Origin of the sequence: Enterobacter cloacae complex sp. R_G8 (assembly GCF_024599795.1) — a bacterium.
GTDB lineage: Bacteria > Pseudomonadota > Gammaproteobacteria > Enterobacterales > Enterobacteriaceae > Enterobacter > Enterobacter dissolvens.
Genome location: NZ_CP102246.1, coordinates 2,910,830 through 2,928,057, shown reverse-complemented (window position 1 = coordinate 2,928,057; position 17,228 = coordinate 2,910,830). Strand labels below are relative to the sequence as shown.

Annotated in this window: 17 protein-coding genes; 8 read left to right on the top strand and 9 right to left on the bottom strand. The window is 54.8% G+C overall.

Features of this window, described 5'->3' with window-relative positions; all coding sequences use genetic code 11:
* Positions 1 to 6 precede the first annotated feature (6 nt).
* From dmsD to NQ842_RS13810, 7 genes are all read right to left on the bottom strand, one after another.
* Positions 7 to 621, bottom strand: a complete 615-nt coding sequence (gene dmsD, locus NQ842_RS13840; RefSeq protein ID WP_046887963.1) for a Tat proofreading chaperone DmsD — start codon at positions 619 to 621, stop codon at positions 7 to 9.
* Between the two features lie 42 nt (positions 622 to 663).
* Positions 664 to 1,518, bottom strand: a complete 855-nt coding sequence (locus tag NQ842_RS13835; protein WP_194516295.1) for a dimethyl sulfoxide reductase anchor subunit family protein — start codon at positions 1,516 to 1,518, stop codon at positions 664 to 666.
* 1 nt (position 1,519) lies between these two features.
* A complete protein-coding gene (gene dmsB, locus NQ842_RS13830) occupies positions 1,520 to 2,137 on the bottom strand; it encodes a dimethylsulfoxide reductase iron-sulfur subunit DmsB (RefSeq protein ID WP_046888148.1) in 618 nt (205 codons plus the stop codon).
* Between the two features lie 10 nt (positions 2,138 to 2,147).
* Complete coding sequence (gene ynfE, locus NQ842_RS13825; RefSeq protein WP_014831728.1) at positions 2,148 to 4,586, bottom strand: selenate/tellurate reductase subunit YnfE; 2,439 nt, start codon at positions 4,584 to 4,586, stop codon at positions 2,148 to 2,150.
* A gap of 146 nt (positions 4,587 to 4,732) precedes the next feature.
* The gene (locus NQ842_RS13820; protein ID WP_014831729.1) at positions 4,733 to 5,026 is read right to left on the bottom strand and encodes a DUF1161 domain-containing protein; all 294 of its coding nucleotides are present in this window, start codon (positions 5,024 to 5,026) and stop codon (positions 4,733 to 4,735) included.
* A 409-nt stretch (positions 5,027 to 5,435) separates the two neighbouring features.
* Complete coding sequence (locus tag NQ842_RS13815; protein ID WP_071843268.1) at positions 5,436 to 5,915, bottom strand: DUF2778 domain-containing protein; 480 nt, start codon at positions 5,913 to 5,915, stop codon at positions 5,436 to 5,438.
* Positions 5,912 to 6,394 carry an Hcp family type VI secretion system effector gene (locus NQ842_RS13810; RefSeq protein ID WP_063412903.1) on the bottom strand — a complete coding sequence of 161 codons (483 nt, stop codon included), beginning with the start codon at positions 6,392 to 6,394 and terminating at the stop codon, positions 5,912 to 5,914. The genes NQ842_RS13815 and NQ842_RS13810 overlap by 4 nt, the downstream gene beginning before the upstream one ends.
* Positions 6,395 to 6,641: 247 nt before the next feature.
* On the opposite strand from NQ842_RS13810, the gene NQ842_RS13805 reads away from it, so the two are divergent.
* Positions 6,642 to 7,352: a YnfC family lipoprotein gene (locus NQ842_RS13805; protein ID WP_257255986.1), complete on the top strand. Its 711-nt coding sequence runs from the start codon at positions 6,642 to 6,644 to the stop codon at positions 7,350 to 7,352.
* Between the two features lie 17 nt (positions 7,353 to 7,369).
* On the opposite strand, the gene speG is transcribed toward NQ842_RS13805, so the two are convergent.
* Together speG and NQ842_RS13795 are read right to left on the bottom strand one after the other, a co-directional pair.
* Positions 7,370 to 7,927, bottom strand: a complete 558-nt coding sequence (gene speG / locus NQ842_RS13800) for a spermidine N1-acetyltransferase (protein ID WP_013096794.1) — start codon at positions 7,925 to 7,927, stop codon at positions 7,370 to 7,372.
* Positions 7,927 to 8,265, bottom strand: coding sequence for a DUF1283 family protein (locus tag NQ842_RS13795; RefSeq protein ID WP_013096793.1), 339 nt, complete (start codon positions 8,263 to 8,265; stop codon positions 7,927 to 7,929). Before NQ842_RS13795 ends, speG begins: the two co-directional genes overlap by 1 nt.
* A 153-nt stretch (positions 8,266 to 8,418) precedes the next feature.
* Here NQ842_RS13795 and NQ842_RS13790 point away from each other — a divergent pair, with 153 nt between their 5' ends.
* The 7 genes from NQ842_RS13790 (at position 8,419) to NQ842_RS13760 (ending at position 17,221) form a co-directional block, all read left to right on the top strand.
* Complete coding sequence (locus NQ842_RS13790; protein WP_014831731.1) at positions 8,419 to 8,745, top strand: YnfA family protein; 327 nt, start codon at positions 8,419 to 8,421, stop codon at positions 8,743 to 8,745.
* Positions 8,746 to 8,856: 111 nt separating this feature from the next.
* Positions 8,857 to 10,071: a D-mannonate dehydratase ManD gene (gene manD, locus NQ842_RS13785; RefSeq protein WP_014831732.1), complete on the top strand. Its 1,215-nt coding sequence runs from the start codon at positions 8,857 to 8,859 to the stop codon at positions 10,069 to 10,071.
* A gap of 14 nt (positions 10,072 to 10,085) precedes the next feature.
* On the top strand, positions 10,086 to 11,105 hold the full coding sequence (locus NQ842_RS13780; RefSeq protein WP_257255985.1) for a Zn-dependent oxidoreductase: 1,020 nt from the start codon (positions 10,086 to 10,088) through the stop codon (positions 11,103 to 11,105).
* Positions 11,106 to 11,178: 73 nt separating this feature from the next.
* Positions 11,179 to 12,564, top strand: coding sequence for an MFS transporter (locus tag NQ842_RS13775; RefSeq protein WP_043951621.1), 1,386 nt, complete (start codon positions 11,179 to 11,181; stop codon positions 12,562 to 12,564).
* On the top strand, positions 12,561 to 13,967 hold the full coding sequence (gene uxaC, locus NQ842_RS13770) for a glucuronate isomerase (RefSeq protein ID WP_203462211.1): 1,407 nt from the start codon (positions 12,561 to 12,563) through the stop codon (positions 13,965 to 13,967). Before NQ842_RS13775 ends, uxaC begins: the two co-directional genes overlap by 4 nt.
* Positions 13,968 to 13,994: 27 nt before the next feature.
* Positions 13,995 to 15,533, top strand: a complete 1,539-nt coding sequence (locus NQ842_RS13765; RefSeq protein ID WP_046887972.1) for an MFS transporter — start codon at positions 13,995 to 13,997, stop codon at positions 15,531 to 15,533.
* Positions 15,534 to 15,757: 224 nt separating this feature from the next.
* The gene (locus NQ842_RS13760) at positions 15,758 to 17,221 is read left to right on the top strand and encodes a mannitol dehydrogenase family protein (RefSeq protein WP_257255984.1); all 1,464 of its coding nucleotides are present in this window, start codon (positions 15,758 to 15,760) and stop codon (positions 17,219 to 17,221) included.
* Positions 17,222 to 17,228: the final 7 nt, after the last annotated feature.

Here is a 17,228-nt window from a genome sequence, read left to right as displayed (position 1 = left end):
GCGCGGTTAACGGTAGAGCGGTTTTTCCGCGACCGGGATCAGTAAGGTAGATTGCCAGTCCGCAAGCGTCAGCTGCGCGAGTTTCCCCAGCGCGGTATAGAACGGGTGCCCGGCGTTTTCAACAAACACGGAGAGAAAGCGGGTGCTCCACGGCAGCAGGTGCCATGCCAGAAGCTGGTCGCGTTCCGTCTCGCGTCCGTTCTCAGTGAGCCACGCGGCCAGCAGCAGCAGCGTACCGAAATGATCTTCCGGTTCGTTCTGCTGCATCTCAAAGGCAATCTGGTTTTCCCGCATCCACTGGCGCAGTGCGAGGGTTGAATCCCCAAACAGCACGGATTCACGATCCAGCCATACGGAACCCCACGGCGGTGCGGGCAGCGCATAGGGGCCAATAAACAGCCGTTGCCAGGCGTCGGTGACGGGCTCATCGGCAGGTACCGTAAAGGTGTCGGCGATGGGCTGCAGCACCGCCTGCGGCAGCGGCCAGTCCGCAACCCACTCGCCAGCGGTCAGGGCGTTGACCAGCGGCGCAACGTGCTCGCTGTCGGGTGAATAATAAAACAATGCGCCCAGTACCCGGGCGCTGAACGCGAACGCTTCACGCTGTGAGACATCTTTCATTACAACCTTCCTTTCTCGCGCGGGCGAACCCGCGCGCCTGTGTTAACCGGCAATTGCCATACCTACCGTCATGTGCAGACCATAGAACAGACCGCGGCCGATCAGTTCCCCCACGACAACCAGCACCAGCCCTGCAAAGAGCGCGAGGGCTTTCGGCTCCTGGCGCCGGATGAGCGGGCACAGCCAGCAGCCTAATCCGGCGGCGACCAGTATGATACGGCCAACTTGCCATGCGCCGTAGTCCGGCAGCAGGGCGCTGGCCTGTTGTACGGAGCTGTGTAGCGTCGCCAGTTCGTTACTCTGCAGCACAATCACCGCCACGCTCAGCAGCAGCGCCAGTACGCTCACCGATGCGGCAAACGAGCCTTTGAACGCGGTGCCAGCGGTGCGAAGCAGCAGGGTGGCAAACAGCGGGCCGCCCAGCACCATCGTCAGGAAAAAGGCCAGCGTGGTGTAGCCGGTGTACCAGGTCGGAACCGTATCGATCTGATACACGCGAGTCATGGCCCAGACAAACCCAATCCCCAGGATCTGGCTCACCACCATCCATACTTTACCCAACGCGGGCGGCATTTTACCGATAACCGACACCAGCCACCAGAAGCCACCGACGGCAAAGAAGACCGAGCCTGCCGCGATCTCGTTGCTGAGCGCCGACGCGCCAACACGGTTCAGGGAGTTAAACGCCCTCAGCGGGGAGCCCAGGTGCATCACCGATGCGATAAAGCCAACGCCCATGACCAGCCATAAAAAGAACATGCTGCGCACGATGCGGGTTCGGACCGCCTCGTCACTCTCCCTCATCCATGCCAGACCGCTGACGAGCAACGCCCCGGCCACGCACTGCCCAAAAACGGTGAAGATCACCAGCGGCCATTCATGCCATCCACTTCCCATCTCACACCTCCTTCGGGTTTGCCAGATAGCCAGTGGTATCTCCCGTCGGGCGGCTGTTGGCGTTAGGTTTAATCACAATGCTCGGCTTCGTGAAGTGCGCGGACGGCAGCGGCGCGACGGCCGCAAGCTGGCCGTGTTTTTTACGCAGCTCGTCAATCGGACCGAAGTCCAGCGCGCGCAGCGGACAGGACTCCACGCAAATCGGCTTTTTGCCGTCGGCGACGCGGTCGTGGCAGCCGTCGCACTTGGTCATGTGGCCTTTGGCGGCGTTGTACTGCGGCGCACCGTACGGACAGGCCATATGGCAGTAGCGACAGCCGATGCAGACATCTTCATCCACCACCACAAACCCGTCGTCGCGCTTGTGCATCGCCCCGCTCGGGCACACTTTGGTGCAGGCCGGATCTTCACAGTGGTTACAGGCAATCGACAGGTAATAGGCAAAGACGTTCTGATGCCAGACGCCGTTATCCTCCTGCCAGTCGCCGCCCGCGTATTCGTAGATCCGGCGGAAGCTGACGTCCGGGGTCAGGTCTTTGTAATCCTTGCAGGCCAGCTCGCAGGTTTTGCACCCGGTGCAACGGCTGGAATCAATAAAAAATCCATACTGGGTTGTCATCGGTTACTCCTTACGCCTTCTCGATCTGCACCAGATTGGTGTGCTGCGGGTTGCCTTTCGCCAGCGGTGACGGGCGATGGGTGGTCAACGTGTTGATGCATGAGCCATGGTCGATCCGATCGCCGTTCATGTTGGCGTCGTGCCAGGCCCCCTGGCCCATCGCGCTGACGCCGGGCATGATACGCGGGGTGACTTTCGCGGCAATGCGCACTTCGCCGCGGTCGTTAAACACGCGCACCATATCGCCGTTTTGAATACCGCGTTGTGCCGCATCAACCGGATTGAGCCACACCTCCTGACGACAGGCGGCTTTAAGCACATCCACGTTGCCGTAGCTGGAGTGGGTGCGCGCCTTGAAGTGGAAGCCAAACAGCTGCAGCGGGTAGGTTTTACGTTCCGGGGCATCCCAGCCGTCAAACGTTGAGGCGTACACCGGCAGCGGGCTGATGGTTTCATCTTTTTCCAGCTCCCAGGTGGCGGCAATCTCTGCCAGCTTGCTGGAGTAAATTTCAATCTTGCCTGACGGGGTTTTGAGCGGATGGGCATCCGGATCATCGCGGAATTTTTTATACGCCACGAAGTGTCCATTGGGATCTTTGCGCTTATAAATACCCATTTTTTTCAGTTCGTCATAGGACGGAAGCTGCGGATCTTTCTCCCGCATTTTGGCGTACAGATACTGCAGCCACTGCGCCTGTGTCCGGCCTTCGGTGAATTTCTGATAGATATCCGGCCCAAGGCGTTTCGCCACTTCGCTCATGATCCAGTAGATGGGCTTCCGCTCAAACTTCGGCGCGGTGACGGGCTGCAGGAAAATCAGATAGCCCATGTTGCCCGCATAATCGTTCGGAATGATGTCTTCCTGCTCGACGGTCATAAGGTCCGGCAGCAGGATGTCGGCGTATTTGGCCGAAGAGGTCATAAAGTTGTCGATCACCACGATGGTTTCGCACTGGCTTTCGTCCTGCAGGATATCGTGGGTTTTGTTGATGTCGGAGTGCTGGTTGATGATGGTGTTACCGGCATAGTTCCAGATGAACTTGATCGGCACATCCAGCTTATCCTTGCCGCGCACGCCGTCGCGCAGGGCGGTCATTTCCGGGCCGCGGGCGATGGCATCCGTCCAGCTAAAGCAGGAGATCTGCGTTTTTACCGGGTTTTCCGGCAGAGGCATTCGTTCGATGGTGATGGTATAGGTCGATTCGCGCGCGCCGCTGTTACCGCCGTTGATACCCACGTTGCCGGTTAAGATCGGCAGCATGGCGATGGCACGTGACGTCAGCTCACCGTTGGCCTGGCGCTGCGGTCCCCAGCCCTGGCAGATATAGGCGGGTTTTGTCGAGCCAATCTCGCGCGCCAGCTTGATGATGCGATCCGCCGGAATACCGGTGATGCGCGAGGCCCACTCCGGGGTTTTCGCCGTGTTGTCGTCACCCTGGCCGAGAATATACGCTTTGTAGTGCCCGTTAGCAGGTGCGCCTTCCGGCAACGTTTTTTCGTCATAGCCCACGCAGTATTTATCGAGGAACGGCTGGTCGACCAGGTTCTCGTTGATTAATACCCATGCAATTCCGGCTACCAGCGCGGCATCGGTACCCGGACGAATCGGGATCCATTCATCTTCACGTCCGGCAGCGGTGTCGGTATAACGCGGGTCGATGACTATCATCCGCGCATTAGAGCGTTCGCGCGCCTGTTCGAGATAGTAGGTGATCCCGCCGCCGCTCATACGCGTTTCCGCCGGATTATTGCCGAACATCACCACCAGTTTGCTGTTTTCGATGTCGGAGGTGCTGTTGCCATCGTTGCTGCCGTAGGTGTACGGCATCGCGCAGGAAATTTGCGCGGTACTGTAAGTGCCATAGTGGCTCAGGAAGCCGCCGTAACAGTTCATCAGGCGCGCCACCAGCGAGGCGTAAGGGGAAGAGCGGGTGATATTGCCGCCGACAATGCCGGAGGAGTAGTTAATGTACACCGCTTCGTTGCCGTATTTTTCGACCACGTTTTTCAGGCTGCGGGTCAGGGTATCCAGCGCTTCATCCCAGGTGATGCGCTCAAATTTACCTTCACCGCGTTTGCCCACGCGCTTCATCGGGTAGTTAAGGCGGTCAGGATGATTAATGCGACGGCGGATGGAGCGTCCGCGAAGACAGGCGCGCACCTGGTGATTGCCGTAGATATCCTCCCCGGTATTATCCGTTTCCACCCAGTAAACTTCATCGTCACGGACATGCAGACGCAGCGCGCAGCGACTGCCGCAGTTCACCGAGCAGGCTCCCCAGACCACTTTATCTTCAGCAGGCTGTACGGCGTTTTGCACCGCAGCAGCGGCGCTTTTCAATCCAAACGGCAACGAGATGCCACCGGCGGCAAGCGCCAGAGAACCCATCGCGGCAGATTTAACGAGCGTTCGACGGCTTATACCGTCGTGATGTTCGACATCGGACATGACTCACCCCATCATTTTATTTGTGTATTATTTTCACCCGTGATTACAACCGGGCTAATGATGGGGTGAGTGTTACTTATTTGGAGGTATTAAATATTAATCCTCATCAATTCAAGGGGGATTGGCGTCAGGAAAGGGGATAAAAATCACTGCGGTTCGCCTTGCGGACTCTCCTGGGTGCCAGACGCAGCCCCGCTGCCTGTGCGCGTGTACAAAATTTTGAAGGTGTCATTGGCACAATGCCCAACGACCTGCGCATCCGGCTGATCGGCCTGATCGTTGGGTACGATGTTCAGCGTAAAGCCAGATTCCGGTACGCCGTTGTTGATGATTTTCTGCTGAATGTCGCTTTTTACACGTTCGCAGGAATCCGGTGCCGCCAGCGCGGCGGTAGAGGCACTCATTAACAGCAGGGCGGTAATCCAGGGTAACCGTTTCATCTGTAGCTCCTTTTCTCTGTGTGTAGATTAATGTTAGCAGAGTTTATGTAAGTAATTGTTTTTGGTTGCACATTCTGAATTTTCTTATGATTTGTTTAAATTTATGCCTTCATTCCGATGGAAGAAAATAATATTCGTGCAACAAAAAAGGCGGCATTATCACCGCCCAATAATTATATTCCCTTTTTTAAAGCCCACAGATATATCAACAGGGCGTTAAAGAAAAACGAGAGGATAAACAGTGTTAGCGTATAGTTTTCATTCCACGTCAGTTCGGTAACAAAACCGAAATGACTTGTGTAGAGATGGTAAAGTTCAATGTCTGGAAGGAAATAGCACAACGCGGAATATATGACAAACAACATCATGGTTTCGACTATCCAGGTGAATGCTCTTTTTTTTGCGCTCATTAATATACCTGTATTGTACCAAGGGCTTTTAATTCAGAGGTGATCATCATCGCTCCCGAGGCTAACAAAGCATGCATTAAGATTGTGTAGTGCGCATGGTTTGGCAGTGTGATGCATCCGTTACTGATCCCAGACTGCCCAGCGGGGTGCAAGCGGAAAGAACCACGCTCTACGTTATCAATAAATGTAATGTCATCAATATGTTCATCGGCACGATAAAGAGCAAACCAAAAGTCACGGTTGGAGCCACTTTCAAGCTCTTTGATGGTGTCTTTCCAGCGTGCTTTTAATCCCCCTCGCGGCCGGGTAACGATGTAATACAACCCCGGTGGTAATGGACCGACTTTCGGAATCGCAACTGCGTCGGGATTATTTCTATTCGGTCCAGCATTTCCGGAATATGCAGGAAAAAATCCCAGACCTGGACAGCTTAATGTTGACAATTGTCCTCCATTTAAATGAAAAGTACATCGAATCATCTGTCTTTCCACTCATCTGAGAAAATAATGTTACCGTCACAGTGTCTCCATGTTATTTTTTCATAACGCAATGAGATGCTTTCGAGATGATTATGCTTTTCAGTAGCCGGGTTTTTTATGTCATGCATAAGAGGGCATATTGCGACAACTCTGACGTTTTCCAGTAACATGTTGAAGTATTCGACTTCCTGGCCAGCGTCGTTAATCTTGTACCATTTGAACTCCGCACTTTTAAACGTCTGACCCTTTGCTACGGCTTTATAGAGGTAAGGGCTTGAGCTGTCGAATTCCTTCTCAAAAACCAGAGCGCTATGCACGCGCGTGCCTGTTATCTTTCCCGTTAAGCTGTCGGTGGGTAGATGCAGTCCATGACCGAAGCCTAAAATTTCGATACTTCCTTCACGATCCTGTACATCTACAGCGCCCTTAATATCTGCTCCGCCATCGTCCTTTAGCCAAAGGTATGCAGGAATTGCCATTTTGAAACCCCATTCTCGTTGTTAAAAAGAAGGGTCAGTTAATATCCTGAATTACAATTGTAGTAGGCAAAAAATGTTATAGAAATTAGATATATTTCAGATAGTTATACATTTCTGACGTGCTATTGGAATTTGCTATAAGTCACCTCGCCGTCTGGTGTGAAACGAAGAAAAACGAATCACTATTCGTTAACTCTCTGTATTTGCTAATATGATTGGGAATAATCTCCCTGAATCGGTAAATGATGTGAAGAAATACGCAGCGATAACGCTACTGGCCGCGACACTGGTGGGGTGCGACAACAATTCCGCGCCGCTGTCGTTCACGCCTGAGATGGCGAGTTTTTCGAATGAGTTTGATTTTGACCCGCTGCGCGGCCCGGTCAAAGACTTTACCCAGACGCTGTTTAACGACAAGGGCGAGGTCTCCAAACGGGTGACCGGGACGATGTCGACAGAAGGGTGCTTTGATACGCTTGAGCTACACGATCTTGAAGCGAATACCGGCGTCGCGCTGGTGCTGGATGCCAACTACTACATCGATGCAGAAACCCAGCAGCGAAAAGTGAAACTGCAGGGCAAATGCCAGCTGGCGGAACTGCCGTCTGCCGGTGTGACGTGGGATACCGATGACAACGGATTTGTGGTCGCGGCGCACGGTAAAGAGATGGAAGTGAAGTATCGCTATGACGCAGATGGTTATCCGCTCGGCAAAACCACCGTTTCCGGGGGTCAGCACTTATCCGTACAGTCGACACCCTCGAAGGATCTGCGCAAAAGAATGGATTACTCGGCAGTGAGTTTACTGAATGACAAACCGCTGGGGAACGTGAAGCAGAGCTGCGATTACGACCGGCACAATAACCCGGTGAGCTGCGACCTGACGATCACCGACGACAGCGTGAAACCCGCGGTTGAGCGCAAGTACAGCATAAAAAACACCATTGAATACTACTGAGAGTAAAGCCGCGCAGGTTACTGCGCGGTAGGTTTCAGCAGGCTGGCACCAGACGGTTTGTGTCCGGCCAGATGCTGGTGCTGGAAAATGCACATGCGAATGGTGTTGCGGTATTCCCCGTTGATAAAGAACTCGTGGATCAGCTCGCCTTCCACCATAAAGCCCAGCTTACGGTAGATATGGATCGCTTTTTCGTTCTCTTTATCGACGATGAGATAGAGCTTGTACAGATTCAGCACGTTGAATCCGTAGTCCATCGCCAGCTTCGCCGCCCGTGAGGCCAGGCCTTTACCCTGATGCTCCGGGGAGATAATGATCTGGAATTCAGCCCGGCGATGCACGTGGTTGATCTCCACCAGTTCAACCAGCCCGGCCTTTTCGCCTTCACACTCCACCACAAAACGCCGTTCACTCTGATCGTGAATGTGTTTATCGTACAGATCGGACAGCTCGACAAACGCCTCGTACGGCTCTTCAAACCAGTAGCGCATCACGCTGGCGTTGTTGTCGAGCTGGTGGACGAAGCGCAAATCTTCGCGCTCCAGCGGCCGCAGTTTAACCTCAAGACCCGGCATTACGGTGCTACCGTACGACCCGTGCGACGATCCAGGCAACGCAGGGTGTTCGGCTCCCAGTAGGCATTAACGTTTGCGCTTTGCTGACACTTATCACGTGCGTCAAAGGCGACATCTTCTTTGTCCCACTCTTTCTCAGCACGCTTGTTCACCTTCTGACGAAGGCTGCGGGTGTCATTCCATTGTTCTTTGTCCATCGCGGCGTTCTGGCGGCTCTGCGCGCTATCGCCAGACTCAATAATGAGTTTGCTGGTTTCGGCGGTAGCCGTTGCAGCGAAGGCGAGCGTTGACAGCGCCAGTGCGGCGGTCAGACAAAGGCGTTTGCTTAATGTACTCATAGCGTTTCCTTTTTGAATCGGTGCAGATAATCACGTTACCCTGTTCAGATTCTACACCAAACAGAAATGACGGCATACCCGCGGCGCAGGTATGGAAAAGTAAACGGTATCATCAGGTATGATGGTTAAATAAATCCTCACCCGAAATGAAATATGATCAAAACAACGCTGCTATTTTTTGCCACCGCGCTCTGTGAAATTATCGGCTGCTTCCTTCCCTGGCTCTGGCTGAAGAAAGGGGCAACTGTACTCCTGCTGATCCCGGCGGGCGTTGCGCTGGCGCTGTTTGTCTGGCTGTTAACGCTTCATCCGGCGGCCAGCGGCCGCGTCTATGCCGCCTACGGTGGGGTTTATGTCTGTACCGCGTTGCTGTGGTTACGCGTGGTCGATGGGGTAAAACTCAGCGCCTACGACTGGGCCGGGGCCCTGATTGCCCTGTGCGGCATGCTGATTATCGTTGCTGGCTGGGGGCGCGCCTGAGCGCCCTGATTTTGTGATCGTCCGCGTATATTTTGATCGTTATACTTGTATGGTAGTAGCTCAGTTGCGTAAATTTCCCCCATCACAACATGCGATGGAAGGAAAGGAATTATGAAGATTGTCGGGGCTGAAGTATTTGTCACCTGCCCGGGGCGTAACTTTGTCACCCTTAAAATTACGACCGATGAAGGCATCGTCGGTCTTGGCGATGCCACGCTGAACGGACGCGAACTCTCCGTCGCCTCTTACCTGAAAGACCACCTCTGCCCGCAGCTGATTGGCCGCGATGCGCACCGCATCGAGGATATCTGGCAGTTCTTCTATAAAGGCGCCTACTGGCGTCGCGGCCCGGTCACCATGTCGGCAATCTCCGCCGTGGATATGGCGTTGTGGGATATCAAAGCCAAAGCCGCAAACATGCCGCTTTACCAGCTGCTGGGCGGTGCCTCCCGCGAAGGCGTGATGGTCTATTGCCACACCACCGGGCACACCATTGACGACGTGCTGGAAGATTACGCCCGTCATAAAGAGATGGGCTTCAAGGCGATCCGCGTCCAGTGCGGCGTGCCGGGAATGAAAACCACCTACGGCATGTCGAAGGGGAAAGGGCTGGCATATGAGCCTGCTACCAAAGGGGACTGGCCTGAAGAGCAGCTGTGGTCTACCGAGAAATACCTCGACTTCACGCCGAAGCTGTTCGACGCGGTGCGCAGTCAATTTGGCTTCAACGAACATCTGCTGCATGACATGCACCACCGCCTGACGCCGATTGAAGCGGCGCGTTTCGGTAAGAGCATCGAAGAATTCCGCATGTTCTGGATGGAAGATCCTACGCCTGCTGAAAACCAGGCGTGCTTCCGCCTGATCCGCCAGCACACCGTCACGCCGATTGCCGTGGGTGAAGTCTTTAACAGCATCTGGGATTGCAAGCAGCTGATTGAAGAGCAGCTTATCGACTACATTCGCGCCACCATTACCCATGCAGGCGGGATCACCGGCATGCGTCGTATTGCAGACTTTGCCTCGCTCTACCAGGTGCGGACCGGGTCACACGGCCCGTCCGATCTGTCGCCGATTTGCCATGCTGCCGCGCTGCACTTCGACCTGTGGGTGCCAAATTTCGGCGTGCAGGAATATATGGGCTATTCCGAACAGATGCTTGAAGTCTTCCCGCACAACTGGCGCTTCGACAACGGCTATATGCACCCGGGCGACAAGCCGGGTCTGGGGATTGAGTTCGACGAAAAGCTGGCCGCGAAATACCCGTACGATCCGGCCTACCTGCCTGTGGCTCGTCTGGAAGACGGCACGCTGTGGAACTGGTAAACGAGGAGCGAACGATGAAAAGCGTAGTGATCCAACAGCCCAACCAGCTGGTGATTGAAGAGCGTCCACTCCCGCAACCGGGGGCAGGGGAAGTGCGTGTCACCATTAAACTTGCCGGGATCTGCGGCTCCGACAGCCATATCTACCGCGGGCATAACCCCTTCGCGAAATATCCGCGCGTTATCGGGCACGAATTTTTTGGTGTGATTGACGCCACGGGCGAGGGCGTTGACCCCGGACGCCTGGGGCAGCGGGTTTCCGTTGATCCGGTGATCAGCTGTGGGCACTGCTATCCGTGCTCGGTGGGTAAACCGAACGTGTGTACCTCCCTGGTCGTGCTCGGCGTGCATCGCGACGGCGGCTTTGCGGAATACGCCGTGGTACCGGCGAAAAATACGTGGCCCATCCCGGACGCCATTCCCGATAAACACGCCGTGATGGTCGAGCCATTCACCATTGCTGCCAACGTCACCGGGCAGGCAAAACCGACGGAACAGGATATCGCCCTGGTGTATGGCGCAGGCCCGATGGGGCTGGTTACCGTGCAGGCGCTGAAAGGCGTCTACAACGTCAGGCAGGTGATTGTCGTCGACCGCATTGATGAACGGCTGGCGATGGCGCAACGCAGCGGCGCGGACTGGGTCCTGAACAACGGTAATCTCGATTTACACAAGGCGCTGGAAGAAAAAGCCATCAAACCGACGTTAATTATTGATGCCGCCTGTCATCCGTCGATTTTGCAGGAAGCGATAGCTCTGGCTTCCCCGGCGGCACGTATCGTGCTGATGGGCTTTTCCAGCGATCCGAGCCAGATTGTTCAGCAGGGGATCACCGGCAAAGAGCTGTCGATATTCTCCTCGCGCCTGAATGCCAACAAATTCCCGGTTGTGATCGACTGGCTGGAAAAGGGGCTGATCAACCCCGAAAAACTGATTACCCACACCTTTGACTACCACCACGTGACAGACGCCATCGAACTGTTTGAGAAAGACCAGCGGCAGTGCTGCAAAGTCTTGCTCACTTTCGGCCAATAATAATTTACGCGGTTAAGAGCCTGCGCAGACAGGCTCTGAGTGGTACGCATCTTACCTTGCAGAGATAGCCATTATGACTCAAGCACAACCTCAAAGAACGACTTCAGACCTGGTGAAAGCTGCCGTATCCGGCTGGCTGGGCACTGCGCTGGAGTTTATGGATTTCCAGCTCTACTCGCTGGGAGCCGCACTGGTCTTCCATGAGATCTTCTTCCCGGAACAATCCGCCGCGATGGCGCTGATCCTGGCGATGGGAACCTACGGCGCAGGCTATATCGCGCGCATCGTCGGGGCCTTTATCTTCGGCAGAATGGGCGACAGGATTGGTCGCAAAAAAGTGCTGTTTATTACCATCACCATGATGGGGATCTGTACCACCCTGATTGGCGTGTTGCCGACCTACGGCCAGATTGGCATTTTTGCGCCGGTCCTGCTGGTGACGCTGCGCATTATTCAGGGGCTGGGTGCCGGGGCAGAAATCTCCGGTGCAGGAACCATGCTGGCCGAGTATGCGCCAAAGGGCAAACGCGGGATCATCTCCTCGCTGGTGGCGATGGGGACCAACTGCGGAACCCTGAGTGCCACGGCGATCTGGGCGGTGATGTTCTTTGCTCTCGATCGTGAAGAACTGGTGGCATGGGGCTGGCGTGTACCGTTCCTGGCCAGCGTCGTCGTGATGATCTTCGCCATCTGGCTGCGTATGAACCTGAAAGAGAGCCCGGTATTCGAAAAAGTGAACGACGCTGAAGCTGCCGTACCGGTGGCGAAGCCGGATACTTCCCTTGGGGCGATGGTGAAAAGCAAATCCTTCTGGCTGGCCACCGGGCTGCGTTTTGGTCAGGCGGGTAACTCCGGTCTGATCCAGACGTTCCTTGCCGGGTATCTGGTGCAGACGTTGCTGTTTGATAAAGCGATCCCCACCGATGCGCTGATGATAAGTTCAATCCTCGGGTTTATCTCTATCCCGCTGCTGGGGTGGCTGTCGGACAAAGTCGGGCGCCGTCTGCCGTATATCCTGCTCAACGTCTCCGCCATCATTCTGGCGTACCCGATGCTGTCGATTATCGTCGATAAAAGCTATGCGCCGGGCGTCATTATGCTCTCGATTATTGTCATTCATAACTTCGCGGTGCTGGGGCTGTTCGCGCTGGAAAACATCACGATGGCGGAGATGTTTGGCTCGCGTAATCGCTTTACCCGCATGGCCATCTCCAAAGAGGCGGGCGGTCTGGTGGCGGTGGGCTTTGGTCCGGTGCTGGCGGGGATCTTCTGCAACATGACCGGCTCCTGGTGGCCGATTGTCGCGATGCTGATTGCCTATTCCGTGATTGGTCTGGTTTCAGCCATTTTCATGCCGGAAGTGCGCGACCGTGATTTGAGCGCAGCACAAGACGCGGCTGAACCACAGGCGCTGAACAATGAGGCAGGTGAGTCACGGAAATATGGAGCGCTGCTATGAGTTTCATTAATGATAATTTTATGATTAGCAATGCCAGGGGCGTTGCGTTATATCGCGACGTCGCGAAAGAATTGCCGATAATTGACTATCACTGTCATCTGGTTGCGAAAGATATTTTCGAAAATAAACCGCTGGAGAACATTACCGAGCTTTGGCTTGCAGGCGATCACTACAAATGGCGTGCCATGCGCGCCAACGGTATAGATGAAAAATTCATTACGGGCAGCGCCACCGCGGAAGAAAAATTTGCGGCGTGGGCTGAAACGGTCGACGCCAGCTATGGCAATCCGCTCTATCACTGGACGCATTTAGAGCTGCATCACTATTTTTCCTGTGATGAACCGCTGGGCAGCCATAACTGGCGTGAAATAATGGAACGCTGTAATCGTTTATTACAACAGCCTGATTTTACGCCCCGCGAACTGATTAAACGCTCAAAAGTGGAGGTCATTTGTACCACAGACGCACCGCTGGATGACCTGCGTTACCATCAGTTATTGCGCGATGACGCGACGTTTAACGTCAAGGTCTTACCGACATTCCGCCCGGATGACGTTTTTACGCCGGATGCGCATCAGTTCGCCGACTTTACCGAACGATTAGCGGAGCTGACGGGGCGGTCCATTCACGCCTTCAGCGATTTTGCTGCTGCGCTCGGCGAGCGTATTGCCTGGTTCCACGCCATGGGGTGCCGTATTTCGGATCATGGCCCCGTGGAAATCCATTTTCAGGCTGCGGATGACAGTATCGTGGAATCGATATTTGTCCGTAAACGGCAGGGTGAACATCTCAACGCGCGGGATAGCGCGATTCTTGACAGTGCTATTTTTATCATGCTCGCGCGTTATTACCGGCAGCATGACTGGGCCATGCAGATACACTTCGGTGCGATACGCAATAATAATACCCGCATGTACCGTGCCCTGGGCATAAATACCGGGTTTGATTCACTGACGGATCAGGTCAATCTTGCTGCGAATATTAATCAACTGCTGGATGCCATGGCCCTTGCAGACGCGCTGCCGAAAACCATTCTGTATAACCTCAACCCCAGCTACAACGATATTGTCGCGACGACGATCGCCAATTTTCAGAGTGCAGAACGGGGAGTGAAATCACCGATGCAATTCGGCTCCGGCTGGTGGTTTAACGACACCCGTCGCGGGATGGAAAACCAGCTCAACAGCCTGGCAGATCAGGGGCTGTTAATGAATTTTGTCGGCATGCTGACCGACTCCCGCAGCCTGGTTTCCTATACCCGCCACGATTATTTTCGCCGCATTCTATGCAATATGATCGGCGGTTGGGTGGAGCGGGGAGAAGTCCCTGATAATAACGATATTCTCACGCGGATGATAAAAAATATTTGCCACGACAACGCTAATAATTATTTCAAATTTTAAATTCACTTCATCAAGTGGGGATGAAATATGTCTCGTGCGGCTAAAAAAATTACCATTCCGGTTAGTATCGGCTACGGACTAACGGATATTATGGGTGGCGGTGCATTTACCGTGATCGGCGCCTGGCTATTATTTTTCTATACGACATTCGTTGGGCTATCGCCGGTTGAAGCAGCCTCCATTGTCGCCATCGCGCGTATTGTCGATGCCATTGTCAGTCTGTTTATGGGAAGTTTTACCGATCATTTTTACAAAAATTATTTTGGTAAAAAATTTGGTCGTCGACGCTTCTTTTTGCTGATCGGCGCGCCGTTAATGCTGGTCTATGCGTTACTGTGGCTTGATGGCATGACCTACGGTTTTTATCTCGCAGTCTATCTGGCGTTTGAAATTATCGCCGCGATGGTATTGATCCCCTGGGAAACACTGCCATCGGAAATGACAAAAGACTTTAATCAGCGCACCAAGCTTTCGACCTGCCGCATGTTCCTTTCTGCGTCCGGCACCTTCCTGGCGACGTTCATTCCGGGGCTGCTGATTGGCTATTTTGGGGAAAACAGCGCCCATGCTTATCTGATTAACGGCGTTATTTTTGCCGTCCTGTTTATGGTGTGCGTCTTTATCTCGTGGAAGGTGACCTGGGAACGCGAGTTAACCCCGGAAATGCTGGCCGGGCTTGAAACCAGCACGGCGCCCCGAACGCTGACGCAAAAGCTGGCTGCCTTTGGTCGCCTCTTTAAAGAGTATGGTTCAACGCTGAAAATCCGGGCTTTCAGAAAACACCTTGCCATCTACCTGCTGTCGTTTACCGGGAAAGATGTCTACAACACCGTGTTTGTCTTCTTCTGTGTTTACTGCCTGAATGTCTCTTCGTCGCTCGCCGGCACACTGCTGTCGATGAGTATCGTCGGCCTGCCTGTCACGCTGATCGCGGGAGTGGGGATCATTAAATTCGGGCCGTCGAAGCTGTATGTGTTTGCCTACTCGCTGATGATGCTTTGCCTGGGCGGGTTTTTCGCCGTGTATCAAATTCCGGCACTCAATACCGTCGCGACGCTGGTGATTCTGGCCGGGTTATATCAGGTCGGTCGCTGTGTGCTGGAGTTTACGCCGTGGAACGTCTTCCCGTTCATCCCGGATATTGACGAGATGATTAGTCGCCAGCGTCGCGAGGGGCTGTTCGCGGCGGTGATGACCTTCTCCCGCAAAACGACCGTGGCCATCGCCACCTTTATTGTGGGGCTGCTGTTGCAGAATGGCGGCTTTGTGAAGGGCAGCCAGACACAGCCGGAGGAGGCCATCCATACCATCGCGATGCTGATGTTCATTGGGACTGCGGGCTTACTTATCCTGGCGTTGTGGCAGGCATTAACGTTCCATCTGAACAAGCGTACGCACAAGATCTTCGTGGATGAACTGGACCGTCTGAAAGCGAACGGTTCTCCCCAGCTGGTTTCCGCCGAAGCACGCCGCGTGGTGGAAGATTTGACGGGGTATTCCTACGACAGGCTGTGCCGTGAGCCCGCTGGCCGTTCTGGCGCAGAACCGGCGCGTAATCCTGTGTGATGGTGGTACATATCTTTTTGAAAGATGTCACACAACTTAATTTTGATATCACACCAGTTGGCGCAAAGTTAATGTAAATCAATGTTCCGCTGAACATAACCCGTATGGTGGTGGGCAAGGCACCAGGGGGTTACTGCCATTCTGGCTGGTGTAGTCAACATGCGCGACCGCGCGCCAAGGTGCGGTCGCAGAACTCAGCTTCCTTAATTAAACGAGTCTCAACCATGGAAAACCGATTATTACAGGCGAAAGCGACGCTGCCTCAGTACGATCGCGGCAGCCTCCAGGCACGCATTGTTCATTTAGGGTTTGGCGCGTTCCACCGTGCACACCAGGCGGTGTACGCCGATATTCTGGCCGCTGAACACGGCGGCGACTGGGGTTACACAGAGGTGAACCTGATTGGCGGTGAGCAGCAGATTGCCGATCTGAACGCGCAGGATAACCTCTATACAGTGGCCGAAATGTCGGCGGACGCGTGGACATCACGGGTCGTCGGCGTGGTCAAAAACGCGCTGCACGCGCAGGTTGACGGGCTGGATGCCGTACTGGCGGCGATGTGTGAGCCGCAGGTGGCGATTGTGTCGCTTACCATCACCGAAAAAGGCTACTGCCACTCACCGGCGACGGGCAAACTGATGCTCGATCACCCATTGATTGCGGCCGACCTGCAAAACCCGCATCAGCCCAAATCTGCGCCGGGTGTGGTGGTTGAAGCGCTGGCGCGACGCAAAGCGGCGGGGCTGCCTGCCTTTAGCGTGATGTCCTGTGACAACATGCCGGAGAACGGCCACGTTATGCGCAATGTCACCTGCGCCTATGCCCGCGCGGTCGACGCGGAGCTGGCCGCGTGGATTGAGGCCAACGTCACCTTCCCGTCAACCATGGTGGATCGTATTGTGCCTGCGGTGACGCCGGAAACGCTGGATAAAATCGAACAATTGACCGGCGTACGCGATCCGGCGGGCGTGGCCTGCGAGCCGTTCCGTCAGTGGGTCATTGAGGACAACTTCGTCGCCGGACGTCCGCAGTGGGAAAAGGCAGGGGCGGAGCTGGTGGTCGACGTTATTCCGTTTGAAGAGATGAAGCTGCGTATGCTCAACGGCAGCCATTCTTTCCTGGCGTACCTTGGCTATCTGGCGGGGTATCAGCACATCAACGACTGTATGGAAGATGAACATTACCGCCGTGCCGCCCACGCGCTGATGCTGAAAGAGCAGGCGCCGACGCTGAAAGTAAAAGGGGTTGATTTAGGCCACTATGCCGATCTGCTGATAGCCCGTTACAGCAACCCGGCCCTGCGCCACCGGACCTGGCAAATCGCGATGGACGGCAGCCAGAAGCTTCCGCAACGTATGCTGGATTCCGTGCGCTGGCATCTGGCGCATCAGAAACCTTTCCCGCTGCTGGCGCTGGGTGTAGCGGGCTGGATGCGCTATGTCGGCGGGGTGGATGAGCAGGGGAACGCCATCGAGGTGAGCGATCCTCAGCTGGCAGTGATTCAGGCGGCGGTCAACGGGAGCGCGGAAGGGGAAAGTCGGGTGAAAGCCCTGCTGGGCATTGAGGCCATCTTCGGCAAGGAACTGCCATACGAAACGTGCTTTGTTGAGGCGGTCATGACGGCGTATCAGACGTTACTGCAAAAAGGGGCGAAAGCCACGGTTGCGCAGTACGCGGCACAGCTGTAATTCATGT

Coding starts and splice junctions, on each gene's coding strand:
- dmsD (WP_046887963.1), bottom strand. CDS start 621: ATGAAAGATGTCTCACAGCGTGAAGCGTTCGCGTTCAGCGCCCGGGTA.
- NQ842_RS13835 (WP_194516295.1), bottom strand. CDS start 1,518: ATGGGAAGTGGATGGCATGAATGGCCGCTGGTGATCTTCACCGTTTTT.
- dmsB (WP_046888148.1), bottom strand. CDS start 2,137: ATGACAACCCAGTATGGATTTTTTATTGATTCCAGCCGTTGCACCGGG.
- ynfE (WP_014831728.1), bottom strand. CDS start 4,586: ATGTCCGATGTCGAACATCACGACGGTATAAGCCGTCGAACGCTCGTT.
- NQ842_RS13820 (WP_014831729.1), bottom strand. CDS start 5,026: ATGAAACGGTTACCCTGGATTACCGCCCTGCTGTTAATGAGTGCCTCT.
- NQ842_RS13815 (WP_071843268.1), bottom strand. CDS start 5,915: ATGATTCGATGTACTTTTCATTTAAATGGAGGACAATTGTCAACATTA.
- NQ842_RS13810 (WP_063412903.1), bottom strand. CDS start 6,394: ATGGCAATTCCTGCATACCTTTGGCTAAAGGACGATGGCGGAGCAGAT.
- speG (WP_013096794.1), bottom strand. CDS start 7,927: ATGCCGGGTCTTGAGGTTAAACTGCGGCCGCTGGAGCGCGAAGATTTG.
- NQ842_RS13795 (WP_013096793.1), bottom strand. CDS start 8,265: ATGAGTACATTAAGCAAACGCCTTTGTCTGACCGCCGCACTGGCGCTG.
- NQ842_RS13790 (WP_014831731.1), top strand. CDS start 8,419: ATGATCAAAACAACGCTGCTATTTTTTGCCACCGCGCTCTGTGAAATT.
- manD (WP_014831732.1), top strand. CDS start 8,857: ATGAAGATTGTCGGGGCTGAAGTATTTGTCACCTGCCCGGGGCGTAAC.
- NQ842_RS13780 (WP_257255985.1), top strand. CDS start 10,086: ATGAAAAGCGTAGTGATCCAACAGCCCAACCAGCTGGTGATTGAAGAG.
- NQ842_RS13775 (WP_043951621.1), top strand. CDS start 11,179: ATGACTCAAGCACAACCTCAAAGAACGACTTCAGACCTGGTGAAAGCT.
- uxaC (WP_203462211.1), top strand. CDS start 12,561: ATGAGTTTCATTAATGATAATTTTATGATTAGCAATGCCAGGGGCGTT.
- NQ842_RS13765 (WP_046887972.1), top strand. CDS start 13,995: ATGTCTCGTGCGGCTAAAAAAATTACCATTCCGGTTAGTATCGGCTAC.
- NQ842_RS13760 (WP_257255984.1), top strand. CDS start 15,758: ATGGAAAACCGATTATTACAGGCGAAAGCGACGCTGCCTCAGTACGAT.